Source organism: Phenylobacterium montanum (assembly GCF_018135625.1).
GTDB classification, from domain to species: domain Bacteria; phylum Pseudomonadota; class Alphaproteobacteria; order Caulobacterales; family Caulobacteraceae; genus Poindextera; species Poindextera montana.
This window is the reverse complement of sequence record NZ_CP073078.1, coordinates 1,111,894-1,126,189: the sequence shown is the minus strand read 5'-3', so window position 1 is coordinate 1,126,189 and position 14,296 is coordinate 1,111,894. Positions and strand designations below refer to the sequence as shown.

At 63.9% G+C, this 14,296-nt stretch carries 12 protein-coding genes; 6 read left to right on the top strand and 6 right to left on the bottom strand.

What is annotated here, in order from left to right; translation table 11 throughout:
- Positions 1-288 precede the first annotated feature (288 nt).
- Complete coding sequence (locus tag KCG34_RS05130) at positions 289-1,011, top strand: Crp/Fnr family transcriptional regulator (protein WP_211939316.1); 723 nt, start codon at positions 289-291, stop codon at positions 1,009-1,011.
- 363 nt (positions 1,012-1,374) lie between these two features.
- Here KCG34_RS05130 and KCG34_RS05125 read toward each other — a convergent pair whose 3' ends face one another.
- On the bottom strand, positions 1,375-2,745 hold the full coding sequence (locus KCG34_RS05125) for a YXWGXW repeat-containing protein (RefSeq protein ID WP_211939315.1): 1,371 nt from the start codon (positions 2,743-2,745) through the stop codon (positions 1,375-1,377).
- Between the two features lie 215 nt (positions 2,746-2,960).
- Here KCG34_RS05125 and KCG34_RS05120 point away from each other — a divergent pair, with 215 nt between their 5' ends.
- Positions 2,961-4,739, top strand: a complete 1,779-nt coding sequence (locus tag KCG34_RS05120; protein WP_211939314.1) for an SLC13 family permease — start codon at positions 2,961-2,963, stop codon at positions 4,737-4,739.
- A 189-nt stretch (positions 4,740-4,928) separates the two neighbouring features.
- Here the strand turns inward: KCG34_RS05120 and KCG34_RS05115 are convergent, their stop codons facing one another.
- Positions 4,929-6,239 (bottom strand): NRAMP family divalent metal transporter, encoded by a 1,311-nt coding sequence (locus KCG34_RS05115; protein WP_211939313.1) that lies wholly within the window; start codon positions 6,237-6,239, stop codon positions 4,929-4,931.
- A gap of 332 nt (positions 6,240-6,571) precedes the next feature.
- Between KCG34_RS05115 and KCG34_RS05110 the strand changes: the two genes are divergently transcribed.
- Positions 6,572-7,144, top strand: coding sequence for a sigma-70 family RNA polymerase sigma factor (locus KCG34_RS05110; RefSeq protein ID WP_211939312.1), 573 nt, complete (start codon positions 6,572-6,574; stop codon positions 7,142-7,144).
- Between the two features lie 227 nt (positions 7,145-7,371).
- On the opposite strand, the gene KCG34_RS05105 is transcribed toward KCG34_RS05110, so the two are convergent.
- Both KCG34_RS05105 and KCG34_RS05100 read right to left on the bottom strand, forming a co-directional pair.
- Positions 7,372-7,662 (bottom strand): hypothetical protein, encoded by a 291-nt coding sequence (locus KCG34_RS05105; RefSeq protein WP_211939311.1) that lies wholly within the window; start codon positions 7,660-7,662, stop codon positions 7,372-7,374.
- 73 nt (positions 7,663-7,735) lie between these two features.
- A complete protein-coding gene (locus KCG34_RS05100) occupies positions 7,736-8,023 on the bottom strand; it encodes a hypothetical protein (protein WP_211939310.1) in 288 nt (95 codons plus the stop codon).
- Positions 8,024-8,373: 350 nt separating this feature from the next.
- On the opposite strand from KCG34_RS05100, the gene KCG34_RS05095 reads away from it, so the two are divergent.
- From KCG34_RS05095 to KCG34_RS05085, 3 genes are all read left to right on the top strand, one after another.
- On the top strand, positions 8,374-10,131 hold the full coding sequence (locus tag KCG34_RS05095) for a flavin monoamine oxidase family protein (protein WP_249138226.1): 1,758 nt from the start codon (positions 8,374-8,376) through the stop codon (positions 10,129-10,131).
- A gap of 30 nt (positions 10,132-10,161) precedes the next feature.
- Positions 10,162-10,569 carry a c-type cytochrome gene (locus KCG34_RS05090; RefSeq protein WP_211939309.1) on the top strand — a complete coding sequence of 136 codons (408 nt, stop codon included), beginning with the start codon at positions 10,162-10,164 and terminating at the stop codon, positions 10,567-10,569.
- 99 nt (positions 10,570-10,668) lie between these two features.
- Complete coding sequence (locus KCG34_RS05085) at positions 10,669-10,899, top strand: hypothetical protein (RefSeq protein ID WP_211939308.1); 231 nt, start codon at positions 10,669-10,671, stop codon at positions 10,897-10,899.
- 555 nt (positions 10,900-11,454) lie between these two features.
- Here the strand turns inward: KCG34_RS05085 and KCG34_RS05080 are convergent.
- Both KCG34_RS05080 and KCG34_RS05075 read right to left on the bottom strand, forming a co-directional pair.
- Complete coding sequence (locus KCG34_RS05080) at positions 11,455-13,359, bottom strand: methyl-accepting chemotaxis protein (RefSeq protein ID WP_249138225.1); 1,905 nt, start codon at positions 13,357-13,359, stop codon at positions 11,455-11,457.
- 144 nt (positions 13,360-13,503) lie between these two features.
- On the bottom strand, positions 13,504-13,779 hold the full coding sequence (locus tag KCG34_RS05075; RefSeq protein WP_211939307.1) for a hypothetical protein: 276 nt from the start codon (positions 13,777-13,779) through the stop codon (positions 13,504-13,506).
- Between the last annotated feature and the right edge of the window lie 517 nt (positions 13,780-14,296).

Here is a 14,296-nt window from a genome sequence, read left to right as displayed (position 1 = left end):
GGGTGGTCATGAGCTTGTCCACGCTTAGGGCCGTGGCGGACACCATCAACAGTACACTGCGTGAGATTGACCGGTCCGGTTCAGAACTGCGCAGTAGCAATCGGACCCTATCCGAAAGCCTTGTAGATGACCTGAAGCACTAGCGGCCCGGTTCGCCGACGCATTCAACAGCGTTGTGGGAGGGCCTCGTGGCCAGGTTGGTCGAAGCGAAACTGATCCATCGCCCTTCCCGGATCCGGGTCCTGGAGGACTAAATCTTTCCGGGATGGCCAAGCCGAGGACAGCTGCGTGAATCGATTACCGACGATATGCCGAAATCGGCTTCTCGAGACGCTCGATCCAGACGACCTGGCGCTGCTCGAACCCCGCTTCGAACGTGTCGATCTGCGTGCCGGAGCAGCTCTGTTCGAGCCGGGCCAGGACGTGAACCATATTTACTTCCTAGAGCGGCCGGCGGTTGTGGCGATGGTCGTGGATCTCAGCGAAGGCGACAGCGCCGAGGCGACCATGATCGGCTGGGAAGGCGCCGTCGGCGGGGTTGTTAGCGCCGGTTCGAAGCCGGCTTTTGCGCGTATGGTCGTCCAGTCGTCCGGTCCAGCTGTTCGCTTGCCGATCGAAACGCTGGAACAGGTCAAGCAGGAATCATCTTCGTGCCGCGATCATTTCTCACGCTATGCGGACTGTCTTCTTGCGCAGGTGATGCAGACTGTCGCCTGCAATACCACGCACGAGCTTGATGCGCGCCTGGCGCGTTGGCTGCTGGCTTTGAACGACCGTGTGGGCGTCCCGGAGATGAAACTAACCCAGGAATCAGCAGCCCAGATGTTGGGTGTCAGGCGAACCTACGTCACCAAGGTCCTGGGACAGCTCGAGCGGCTTGGGGCGATCCACCGCCAGCGGGGAAAAGTGATTGTTCGCAGCCGCCAGCGGCTCTCGGATCATGCTTGCGAGTGCTACGGCGAACTGCGGCGTCACTTCGACCAGATCCTCCCCGGCGTCTATTCTCCATAGAGCGGTGGCGTCGCCGCACAATCTGCAAACCCAAAAGCAGAGTTCGCTTTTCGGGAGTGAAGTTCGAGCCTTCTGATTAGCTTCGCCGTGACTCGCGCCTGTAAAGCAGGTCGGTCGCCGGCCTTCTTGCCACCTGGCTCACCGCAGTCCCCCGCGGACGCTTCATTGAGTGCGGCGACGCTCGACCATTTCTCGGGACCCCAGAAGGGGCGCCGCAATTGGATTTGCGAGCGACTTTCGAGATTGGCGTCTTAGCGAAAGCTAGAGCATCGCGCGGAAAAGTGGACGCCGTCTTTCCACAAAAGCTATGCGATATCAGATAATTGGAGCGAGGTGCGCGATTCCCGAATTGCGCAATTCGCTCTAGCCCTGCGGGTGGTCTTCTTTTTCCTTTTCCGGCTTTGGCGGGGGCTTGGGCGCGGGAGGAGGCCTGACCGGAGCCCGAGCGGCTGGCGGCGGAGCGGTGCGCATCGCGGACGGCGGCGGCGCTGAAGTCCGGGGCGGCCCTTGCGGACGAGCCGCCTCGGCTCCCGCATTCGGCATGGGTCGAGGCGCGACTTCCGGACGGTCTGTCGGGGCGGGTCGTTCTGCCGTCGCCGGTCGCTCGGTGCGGGTCTCTTCGGGGGGCTGAGGCGCCAACCTGCGCGGCGGCTGGCCCTCTTGTCGTTCAGCAGGCGCGGCCTCCATCGGACGCTCGCGCAGGGGCGCCGACGGCATCGGCTGTTGTCGACGAGCTGCAGGTGTTGGCGCTGGCGGCGTTTCGCGCCGATCACCCGGCGACGGCGCGGCGGAAGGCCGACTGGTTTCCAGATTGATCGGGGGGCGATGACCAGCGGCCTCCGTAGCGCCTTCGGGGCGAGCAGCCGGCGCCGCCGACGTTCCGGGCCGCTGGGGCGTCGTCGGGGCGGGGGCGCCTGACGCCTTCGCCGCCGCAACCGGGTGCATGGCGCCGGGCTTGCCTGACTGGCGCTGGGTCACGGGCGGCGGATTGTAGGCGCCGCCGGCGTGCGCGGCGGCCACCACCCCGGCGCCGCTCAACACTCCCGCTTTGGTCGTTGCGGCGATCGGAGGGGCGCCATGGTTGCTTGAGGCGCGCAAGGCGGTGTTGGCCGAGGCGGCCCTGATATGCTGGGTCTGAGCTCCTGTCAGTGCGACATGCCGCTCATGCGCGGCGCTCGCCTGCAGTGCCGTAGGCTGGGCGGTAATCCCGCCAGGGCCGTTGAAGCTCGCCCGGGGGGCGTTGTTGATCACGACCGTCTTGTTGTAGACGTTGGTGATATTGACATTGGTGATATTGTTGACCGAGCGGTTGTAGAAAAAATGCCCGCTCTGCCAGTATCCGCCCTGGTAGTCTCCGCCTGTATAGCCGAAGCCGTAGTCGACGCCGCCATAGAAGCCGACGTGCGGCCCCCAATATCCCTGGTGGAACAGATAAACACCGTCGTCCCAGCCCCAATAACCCGGCGTCCACAAGAGCCCCGGCTGCGGCGCCATCACCCAGGCGCCAGGAACCCAGTAGTAGTCGCCGAAATCGTCGTCCCAGGCCCAGTAGCCGGGGGTCCAGAGGTAGTCCGGTCCCGGGATCGGCGGCTGGTCGTAGACCGGCAGCGGCGGCGGCGCGAAATTTACGCTTATGCCGATCGAGATCTGGGCCTGGGCCGCCGACGGCGCTAGGGCGAGAGGCGCAGTCGTCGACAAAAGGCCTGCAAGAGTTGCGGTCAAAAGACGCCGCATGCGTGATCTCCCAAAATGACGGCGGAACCGTCGGACTGATCCCGACAAGATTGCGATCGAGAAACGTTCGGTTACGACCGAGGTTGCGATGACAGGCGTGATTGGGATGCAGCCTGGCCTTCAGTCCGGGCCCCGCGAGATTTTTGGCGTGGTGTCCGGGGAACCGGCGCCACAGGCCGCCGATTACTCGATATGACCGCCGTCGAAAGCACCACATGACCCAGCCGCAGGCGCTGACCTTCACCTTGCTCGCCGGCGCCATGATCTGTTTCGCCTGGGGGCGGTTTCGCTACGATCTGATCGCCTTGACGACGCTGTTGGTGGGCGTGATTTGCGGGCTTGTGCCTGCTCAGCGGGCGTTCGAGGGCTTCACCAGCGACGTAGTGATAATCATCGCCAGCGCCCTGGTGATCAGCGCCGCCGTGACCCGCTCAGGCGTCGTCGAACAGTTGCTACGGCCCGCTCTCACCCGACTGCGGTCCCCGCAAACCCAGGTTCCCGCCTTGGCTTCGGCGACCGCGGTCCTTTCCATGATGACCAAAAACGTCGGCGCGCTGGCCGTGCTGATGCCGCTGGCCATCCGCCTGGCGCGCACCACCGGCGTCTCGCAGTCTTCCCTGCTGATGCCGATGTCGTTCCTTTCGTTGCTGGGGGGCCTTACGACGCTGGTCGGCACGTCCACCAACATCATTGTCAGCCAAGTTCGCGAAGAGGCTTTGGGACGTCCGTTCCGGATGTTCGACTTCGCGCCCGTGGGCCTGATCCTGACGGCGCTGGGCCTTCTGTTCGTCAGCTTCGGCTGGAGGTTGCTGCCCCAGGGGCGACGCCCCCAGGCGAGCCTGGATGAAGCCCTGGCGGCTCCCTACGCCACCGAGGCCAAATTGCCAGCGCAGTTGCCCCAGGGACTGAACAGCTTGCGCGACCTCGATCTGGCCAGCGATGGAATCAAGGTCCTGGCTTTGCTGCGCAACGGCGAGCGTATTGCGTCACCTACCCGGCGCCGAAAGCTCCTGCCCGGCGACACGCTGCTATTACAGGGCGAACACGATCAGTTGCGCTTGATCTTCAATCGAACGCCGCTGCTGCACGTGAGCGCCGAAGACAAGCCGTCGAAAGAACAAGCCAAGGAAGAGGTCCGCTCGATCGAGGCCGTCGTCCAGGTCGGCTCGCAGCTTGTTGGCCGCACCGCAGATCAAATGCGGTTTCAGGAGCAATTGGGCGTCAATCTGATGGGGATCAGCCGCAGCGGCGCGCAGATCGCCGGCTCGCTTGGCGGCGAGCGGTTGCGCGCCGGCGACGTACTGGTGCTGCAGGCGGGGGAAAGGGCGCTCCCGAGCGCGCTGTTGGCGCTGGGCGCGCTGCCTCTGGTGGAGCGCGAGGTGCGGCTCGAGGGGGCGTCCAAGCGGCCGGCGGCGCTGATCATCCTGGTTGCGGCCATGCTCGCCGCGGGGCTGCAACTGACCCCGGTGGCGGTGGCCTTCTTCGGCGCGGCGCTGGCCATGGTGATGAGCGGCGCGATCAGCATGCGCGAGGCCTATGCGTCGCTAGATGCGCCAGTGCTGGTGCTGATCGGCGCCTTGACCCCGCTCAGCGAGGCGGTGCGAAGCAGCGGCGGCGCAGACCTGATCGCTCACGCCCTGGCGCCGCTGCTGCAGGGCTGGCCTGCGGCCGCAACCCTGGCCGCCCTGATGGTTCTTGCCATGGCCGCGTCGCCCTTTTTGCACAACGCCCCTACCGTACTGATCCTTGGCCCGATCGCCGTGGCTGTGGCGTCGCGCCTGCACGTCAGCCCGGATGGTTTCCTGATGGCGGTAGCGACGGGAGCGGGTTGCGATTTCCTCACCCCCGTCGGTCATCAATGCAATACGCTGGTGATGGGGCCCGGCGGCTACCGGTTCGGCGATTACGCCCGACTGGGGTTGCCGCTCTCGCTGATGGTTCTGATCGTGGGGCCTTTGGTTATCGCCTGGATATGGCCGCTGACGCGCGCCTGATGAATCAGCGTGCGTCAGCGGCGCCTCGCTGAACCAGATCGGCGGCTAACGTGCCGACAACGCAGGCGGAGCGTCGCCGGCGATCGCGGCGGTCATGGCTCGGGATCCTGTCAGGTCCGTGTCGCCGCGGCGCGGATCGGCCCAGAAGAGTTCGCGAGCTCGTTGGTGGGGTTGAACGTCTTTTGGAGGCTAGTGACCGATCGTGGCGATCATCGCCACGGCCGCCAGGGCCATTACCGCCGTCGCCACCCAGCCGACAATCTTCAGGCCGGGGCTCAAGGCGAAGCGCCCCATGATCTTTGGCCTGCTGGCCAGCAGCATCATGAGCGCCATGACGGGCACAGCGACCACGCCATTGATCACTGCACTCCAGAAGAGCGCCTTGATCGGGTCGATCGGTGTGAAGTTAAGGCCGGCGCCCACAAGGGTTGCGATGGCGATCGTGGCGTAGAAGGACGGCGCGCGGCCAAGTTTGCGCGCAAGGCCGACATGCCAGCCGAAGGCCTCGCCGGTGGCGTAGGCTGCTGAGCCGGCGAGCACCGGCACCGCGAGCAGGCCGGTGCCGACGATGCCCAACGCAAACACGATGAAGGTGGCAGGCCCGGCGATCGGCTTGAGCGCCTGCGCCGCCTGAGCGGAAGTCTGGATATCGGTGACCCCATGGGCGTGCAGGGTCGCGGCGGTGGTGACGATGATGAAGAGGGCCACGAGGTTCGACAGGCCCATGCCCAGATAGGTGTCGAGACGAATCCGCGCGAACTCGGGTTTGGCTTGGCTGGGCGCCCGCGCCAGGGGTTTGGCCCCGTCGCGCTCCTTGACCTCTTCGACCTCCTCTTCAGCCTGCCAGAAGAACAGGTAGGGGCTGATGGTGGTGCCGAGGATGGCGACCAGAGAGGTGAGATAGTCGGACGTCCACGTGATCTTGGGCGCCACAAGGCGCTGGCCGAACGTGAGCCAATCTACATGCACGACAAAGGCGACGCCGACATAGGCGAACAGAGCCAAGGTCAGCCATTTGAGCACCGAGACGTAGCGCGAATAGCGCACGAAGACTTCCAGGAGGATCGAAGCGAGGCCGAACAGCGCGACATAGACCAGTTGAGGGCCGCCGATCACCAGCTTCAGCGATGCGCCCATGGCGCCGAGGTCGGCGCCCAGATTGATGGTGTTGGCGATCAGAAGCAGGCTGACCAGGCCAAACAGCAGGCTGCGCGGATAGTAGGCCTTGAGGTTTCCGGCGATGCCCTTGCCGGTCACGCGGCCGATGCGTGCGCTGATCTCCTGGATCGCGCACATCAGCGGCCAGCTGAACAGCATCACCCAGCCCATGTCGTAGCCGAATTGGGCGCCGACCTGGGAATAGGTGGCGATCCCGCTGGGATCGTCGTCGGAGGCGCCGGTGATCAGTCCGGGGCCCAGCACCTGCAGAAGCTTGGGCTTTTCGGGTTGTTTGACATCTTCCGGCGGGCTCTGTGCGCCGACATTGGCAAGGTCGGCCATAGGCCCTCCATATCTGTAGCATAAACGTCGACCCAGCCCGCAAGCTCCTGGGAGAGCCGAAAAATCGAGCCATTTCACGGATATCTCGCCGCTCGCCTGGGTCAGGCCAACACGGCCCTCAAGCCAATAGGCTGACCTTGGGCCCCGGATCCCGCTGGCGCGCTCGCGCCGGCGCAAGCGCGCGCCCGAGCCATGCCGGCACCGCGCAGCGCATCCAGGCGCACGGACCATGCCGCGCGACAGCAACATAAGCTCGTCAATCCTGGTCTTTCGTGGACCGAAGTCGAGGCCGCGGCGTTGGTGCAGAGGCTGTCGGGGGCCAGGAGGCGAAGATGGCCGATACCGACAAGCGATTCCAGGAAGAGTTGTTGGCGCTTATCCCGTCTCTGCGAGCTTTCAGCCGCACCATGGCGGGCGATCGTGCGGAGGCGGACGATCTCGTTCAGGACACCATGCTGAAGGCGTGGAGGTCGCGCGCCACCTTCACGCTCGGAACGAACATGAAGGGATGGGCCTTCATGATCCTTCGCAATCAGTTCTATTCCGAAAAGCGGCGTTCGTGGCGGCGAGTACCGCTCGACCAAGAGACCGCCGAAAGCACCTTGCTGGCGAATGATGATCCGACGGCTGCGCATGAGCTGTCAGATCTACGCCGGGCCATGATGCTGCTGAGCGCTGAGCAGCGGGAAGCGTTGATCCTCGTCGGCGCCGCCGGCATGCCGTACGATGAAGCCGCCAGCATCCTCGGGTGCGCGATTGGAACGGTCAAAAGCCGGGTTAGCCGGGCGCGTCGCCAAGTCGGAATTATTCTAGCCGCGGGTCAGTTGCCGGCGGCGGATGTAGCGCCTCATCTGGCCTTTGACGCGATCATCGATGACGCCTTCCGCCATCAAGCCGTCGCCTGAGCGCGCAATCGCGGAGAACGCTGGGGTCATCCGTCGCCCGCTGCGCCACCGCCAGAAGCCAGGTCGCCGTGCGCCCAACGCTCAGGGAGCTTTGGTCTTTTGATGTCGCGTCAGCTTTCCTGAGAGGCCCGTTCCAAACGCCCAATGTTCCAAGGAAATCGCTCGCCCGAACTAAGACGCAGATCGGGCGGCGTCCCCTCGCTCAGGCGAGGCCCGGAGCTCGAAGGTCACGGCCTGCTCAGTCTACGGCGATTGGCTTTCACCTTGCGGCGGTAGAGGGTGACCGCTCTGGACGTGGCGGTGAGCGGCGTCAAGCCAAGACCGCCGGTGACAGCGAGGGTTTGCAGCGCAAAAGCCGCATCGACCTTCTCGGATATCATCCGTCGCGCTTCAGCATCAGCGGCCGGGCCGCCGCTGGCGATCGCTAGCGTGCGGAGGCCGATAACCGAAGCGGCCTCGACGCCAAGCGACCACGCGTCGAGGCCGACCTTGAACCAGGGATTTCTTGCAGGGGGCATCCAGCAGCTTTCAAAATGACTGTCGCGTCAGTCCGTCCTGGCGCGTAGTCCGCGCATCCATGTCTCGGCCGGATCAGATGACGCCGCCGTCGGATGCGTGATCGATGTTTGGCTTGGGCTGTTTCCGACCAGATTCAAGCTGGTCTTCTTCCGCTTCTATCTCAGCGGATCGTGCGCGTGACCGCTTGAGCGCCGCGTTCAGTTCGGCGCCGCGGTCTTCGATGGTCTGTGGTTCGGCTCGATTTGACATGTAACCCTCGGCTGAATCTGCAACGGCCTCGCCAGTCGCATCGTTCCGAGTGAGCTCGGGGTTTGGAAAGAGGCTTGGCGGCAAGCTGTCATTTGGAAAGGTCACCGCCATCTCAAAGAGGGTGATTTTCCTGCAAAGAGGACCCCACGGCGAGGCCGTGAGGCCCTCTCAGTCTGCGCTGGCTAGGCCGGGCGCTGACGTTCGGTTCGGCGCAGGTTGTGCGCTTTCACGAGCGGAGAAGGCCACGCGCGAGACGCGGGGAACGAGGACGCGCGGACTTCACGTTCATCCAACGGCGTTGGCCAGGAATGGCTGCTTCTAGGGCCAGCATTATTTCCAAGGCCGACGTGCAGAAGGCGGTCTGCAACTCAAGCCCAATTGTTCGGCCAGGGCCCAAAGCCATTTGCAGCCATAGGCTGGGCAAGCCCGCCACTGCGCCAGCTTCCAGGTGCGGACATTGGATGGTGAGGTTTCTCGCTTCATCGCCACCGCGGCTGGTGGGCTATGGCATATGCTTCCCGATTGAATGCTTTGGCGTCCTTTGCTGTCATTTTCCCGAGAAGCTGCAAATAGTGAGCAGATTCGCGTGGCGGGTGACCCGCGGGTGGAATGGAGCGAGGCGAGTGGCTGACCAGAATTCGACACCGATGAGCCGTCGCTCGCTGTTCGCGATGATCGGCACGGTCGCGGGTGGGGCCGTGATGCTGGAGGCGATGTCACGGCTCGCCTATGCCGGCGAGTCTGGCTTCAACGGTCCGATCGAACTTTCCCAAGATTCCAAGGGCGCTTCGGTTCTGATTCTCGGCGCCGGGCTTGCGGGCATGTGCGCGGCCTACGAGCTGCGCAAGGCCGGCTATAAAGTCCAGGTGCTGGAATACAACGACCGTCCCGGCGGTCGGAACTGGTCGCTCTATGGCGGCGACACCTATACCGAACTTGGTGGCTTCAAGCAGGAGGTGCGCTTCGACAAGGGGCTCTATTTCAACCCTGGCCCCTGGCGCCTACCTCATCACCATTACGCCGTTCTGCACTATTGCAAGCTGCTGAACGTCGCCCTGGAGCCGTTCATACAGACCAACTACGCCGCCTATGTCCACTCGACCAAGGCGTTCGGCGGCAAGCCGAAGCGCTATCGGGAAGTGCAGGCGGACTTCGACGGCCATGTCGCCGAACTGCTCGCCAAAAGCACCCAACAGGGCAAGCTCGACCAGGCTGTCACCAGGGAGGATCGCGAGGTCCTGCTCGAGGCGATGCGCGAATGGGGCGCGCTGGACAAGAACTACGAATACAAAAAAGGCGTATTGGCCAGCGAGCGGCGTGGCTGGGATTCCGACCCCGGCGGCGGCCTGACCTCGATGCCGACGCCCTCGGAGCCCATGGCGATGAGCGACCTGCTGAAGTCCGGCCTGTGGGGGGCCATCAGCGCCGGCCAGATCTACGAGTTCCAGCAGATGATCTTCCAGCCGGTCGGCGGCATGGGCATGATCGGCAAGGCTTTTGGCCGGGAGCTCGACGGCCTGATTCACTACAATGCCAAGGTCATCGACATCCACCAGGACGATCACGGTGTCGTCGCCACCTTCCAGGACGCCAAGGCGGGCGGCGCGCCGCAGCAAGCCAAGGCAGACTGGTGCGTCTGCACGATCCCCGCCACAATCCTTGGCCAGACCCCGATCAATGTCGGCGCGCCGATGAAGAGCGCGATCGACGCGCTCTACTACGATGCGTCAGTCAAGGTCGGCCTGCAGTTCAAGCGTCGCTTCTGGGAGCAGGACGACGCCATCTACGGCGGCATCAGCTTCACCGATCAGCCGAACGCCATGATCGGCTATCCAAGCACGGACTATTTCAGCAGCGGCAAGGGCGTGCTGCTGGGCGCCTACACCTTCGGTCCGAGCGCCTTCGAATTCGCCGCCATGTCCCCTGAAGAGCGCATCTCCAAGGCGCTCGAATACGGCGCCAACATCCATCCGCAGTACAGGACCGAGTTCGAGACCGGTGCGGCGGTCGCCTGGCACCGGGTGCCGTGGACCCTGGGCTGCGCGGGTCATTGGACCGAGGAGCTTCGGGACCAACACTACGACAACCTCTGCGCGATCGACGGCCGAATCGTGCTCGCGGGCGAGCACGCATCGCGACTTCCGGCCTGGCAGGAGGGGGCGCTGCTGTCGTCGCTGGACGCTATCCGCCGTTTGCATCAACGCGTGCAAGCGAGCTGAACCGCCATGTGGGACATTTTGGAGCGAACGATGAAATTCGTGCATGGGCGGCCTGTTGGCCTGGTCGCGCTGGCGATACTTGCAGCCGGCGGCGGCGCGGCGGCGCAGGATTTCTTCGGCGGCCATTTTTCGGAGCAGACCGGCGAAGCCATCTTCAAGGGAATCTGCCAGGGATGCCACATGCCGGACGCGAAGGGCGCGGTCGGCGCGGGGGCCTATCCCGCCCTGGCGGGCGACGAGCGCTTAAGCGCCGCTGCATATCCGGCCCTGGTGATCACGGTGGGGCAGAAGGCGATGCCCTCTTTCGGCGACCAGCTGAGCGACGAGCAAATCGCCAATGTGGTCAACTATATCCGCTCCAACTTCGGCAATCACTACACCGACAAGATCACTCCGGACGAGGTCAAGGCGATGCGGCCGCCGAAGGCGCCGGGGTAGCCATGTTCAGTTGGAAACGCTGGGCTTGTCCCTGGCCGGCCCCTTCCTGATCTCGAGGCTCGTGTTCATCGAGGAGGCGCGCTGAACCCTCCGCTGTAGATGCGGGGCCGCGGCCAAGGTCCGGCTAAAACGAGGCTCGCCAAAGGCTGCCCAAGCGGTCATCGCCATAGCGCGGAGCTCCCCGGCTGCGAAGCGGTCTTATCTGACGAGCCCAACGGAGCGCGCTATGACGCCCGCGCGCTGGGCGAGACCTTCAAAGAGCCGGTGTTCGTGATCAACGGCGCCGACGACAACGTCACCCCGGTCGCCCTGGCCGAGCGCTATGTCTAGGGCCTGACGGCGCCGCAAAAGGCCCTCATCGCCCTGCCGAACGCCGACCACGAGGCGGTCGTCACCGAACCCGAGACATTCCTGCGCGAACTCGATGCTCGCGTGCGCCTGCTCGCCATCGCGTCGAAGCGTTGGTCGTGCAGAGCTGCCGGGATCGGACGGATTCGTGCGGACTTGCGAGTAGCCGCCGGACAGAATGACAACTGGCGACGCCCACTTGGGCTTTGCGAAAGGCGAGTTTGTGGAAGGGGCCTTTCGGCTGGGATGCCATATCCTCCGCCCGCGAGAAGCATTTCGTCAGAGCCCTCCCCCGGAAGCGAGCACAATCTTAGCCGCAACCAGCAGCTGGGCAATCGGCGGCGGGGTGTTGCAAGCTGGTGCGCGCCCGCCAGGCAAGCCGTTCCGGGCGCGGATGGCGGCGGGCTTCGAGTTCGCGCCGGGGAGCGGCCGGATTGGCGAGGCCGTCAGATCTCAAATTGCTCGGACAGCGCCGAGGCATCGTCAACTTCGATCCCGAGGTATCGGACAGTGCTCTCCAGCTTGTGGCGCGCGCCTCTACCCGCGCCGGGCCGCTATGCCGCGCCCGCCGACTGCAGTCAGCCGGGCGCGAGCGTTGTCAGCGCCCCCGCGGCGTCCTTCGGACATCGCCGGGGCACGGGCCGCGGCGCCGACGTCGAACCGCGAGATGAGCCGATCGAGCTCGGCCGCCTCGGCCTTGAGCGTTGCGGTCGCCGCACTCGACTGTTCGACCATGGCTGCGTTCTGCTGCGTCACCTGGTCCATCTGGTTGACCGCTATGTTGACCTGGTTGAGGCCCGCGGCTTGTTCCTGCGAGGACTGGGCGATCTCGGCGATCAGATGGTCGATTGATGCCACCTTTGCGACGATCGATTCGAGCGCCTGGCCTGTATCTCCCACGAGCTTTACACCCCGGCCCACCTGGGCCGAAGACCTGGCGATCAGGGTCTTGATCTCCATCGCCGCCTCGGCCGACCGCTGCGCCAGCGCCCGGACCTCCTGGGCCACGACGGCGAAGCCACGTCCGGCGTCGCCGGCGCGCGCGGCTTCGACCCCCGCGTTCAGGGCGAGCAGATTGGTCTGGAACGCGATTTCGTCGATCACCGAGATGATCTGGGTGATCTGGTTTGATCCTTGCGAGATTTCGCCCATGGCGGAAACGGCGTCGGCCATGACTGACCCTGATCGCGCCGCTTCCTCCCTCGCGCTCGAGGCTTCGCTCGCCGCCTGCTTGGCGCCGTCGGCGCTGCGCTTCACCGTGGCGGTGATCTGGTCGAGGGCGCCCGCCGTTTCCTCAAGGCTGGCGGCCTGCTGTTCGGTCCGCCGGGACAGGTCGTCAGACGCCGTGGCGATCTCGTCCGAGCCGCCCCGAATGCCGCGGATGGCGGACGCGATGGCGCTCATCGCTTCGCGCAGGCTGTCCACCGCCGAATTGAAGTCCGTCTTGATCTTCAGATAGTCGCCCTGGAACTCCGCGTCGATGTGCGTGTTGAGATCACCTTCAGCCAGCCGGCCAAGGTTTTCGGCAAGGGTTTGCACCACCATGGCCTGCTCGGCCTGGATGCGTCCGCGCTCTGCTTCGGTCAGTTGGCGCTGGCGCTCGGCGTCCAGCCGCATCTGCTCCGCCTCCGCCTCCAGCGCCCGGGCTCTGAGGCCATTGTCCTTGAATGTCTGCACGGCCGTAGCCATCAGGCCGATTTCGTCGCCCCGGCCTTGCCCCTCGACGATCACGTCCAGATCGCCGCTGGCCAGGATCTTCATTCGATCAGCCAGGCTGACGAGCGGGGCGGATATCTTGGTCGCCGAGATCCAGGCGGCGAAGGCGAGGCCTCCGAGCAGTACGGCCGCGCCGACCAAAACCATGGTCCAGGTCGCGCGCGCGGCGTTCGCCGCCAGGACTTGGGACTGGGCCTTGCTTTCGGCCAGGCGGGTTTCGTTAAACCGCTTCACTTCCGCATTGAGGGCCTGGATCTGGGGGTCAGCGACCGACATCGCCTTGGCCGCGTCGGTGTTCTTGTCCTGCAGCGACAGATCCATGGCGGCTTTTGCCCGGTCTGCGATCAGTTTGAACTTCTCCATCATAGCCTGATGGTCGCTTGCGTGCGCCGGGTCGAGGCGGTCAGCCTGCGCGATCGACTGCTGTCCAAGATCGATATTGGTTTTCAGGTTTTGCTGGAGATCCCTGCAAGGCTGCGCATCGGCGCCAAGACAGGTCAAAGTCAAAGATTTGTAGAGGTCGTATCCCAGCTGGGTCAGTGATTGACGGAAGCGCAGCAGATTGACCGCCGCCGGATCACTCCCTTCGACCATATAGCCATAGCTGCGTGCGGTCTGATTCAGGCTGACGCCTCCCAGCGCGACCACAGCGGCGAAGAGAACCGCCATCACCATCAAGGGGATGGAGGATTTGACCAGAACGCGCATGTTGTCGAAGAACTTCATGGCTTCCTCACAGATATTGCGATGGCGATAAGTGGGTGCATCTTGCGCTTTTCGATACCGCGCCGGCGATCGTGGCTCGCTTGACCAAGACGAAATGGCATGGCGTCGATGTCTGGAAACTTGTCAAAAGATTTCGGATTTAGACTATGGCTTCTCAGTATTGCCCGTCCGGTGGCGGCGGGTCAGAAGCTCCAATTCGATTGACAATTCATCCAAAAGAGAAATCGTCCTGTCTTCAGCCGAGGCAAGCGCAGCGGTCAGCATTTTCCAGCTATGCTCGCCGTCGGCGTGTTCGAACGGGCCTTTCAGGAGTCCTTCCATTGCGCCAGTCCAGATGCGCAAGATATCGTTTGCTCCTTCAAGGCGGCCATTGAGCCTGGCGATTTGTTGGCGCCAGGATTCATGAACGGCCTCGGTCATTGCCGTACTCCGCGCTACCGCCAACCGCGCAAATCGCAGATTGGGTGAGAAATCCAACTTTGATCACCCTCGCCACGAGGCTGGATACTTCGTGTTGCATGAGATGCAATATTCGCGCCCTAGCGTTGCTGGGCGCGCGACCTTCCGTCAGTCCGTGGATCGCGGCTCTCTTCATTTGTTTCCTCCAGATCGCGAATGCTGTCTTTGCAATGGATTCGTTGGCGCTGGTCAGAATAGTTCAAGAGTGAGATATCGAATGATCCGTTCAGCAGGTTCGATGGGGAACGGTTAAGTATCCGTCTTAAGTAAGAATGAAGGCGGCAATTGTCCGCTCAATACCCTGACAATATCGCGGATTTTCCTGACACAAGCCGTATCAGATTTGCAGCCTTATGCGGGCAACATTCCCATTGGCAATTATTGCTGGCGAGATTCGCAGTGCGATCAGCGACGATGCGCTCAGGCGCCGACCGCCTGCGCATCCGCCCAAATTAGCATTGAGGCTCGTCGCGGCGGC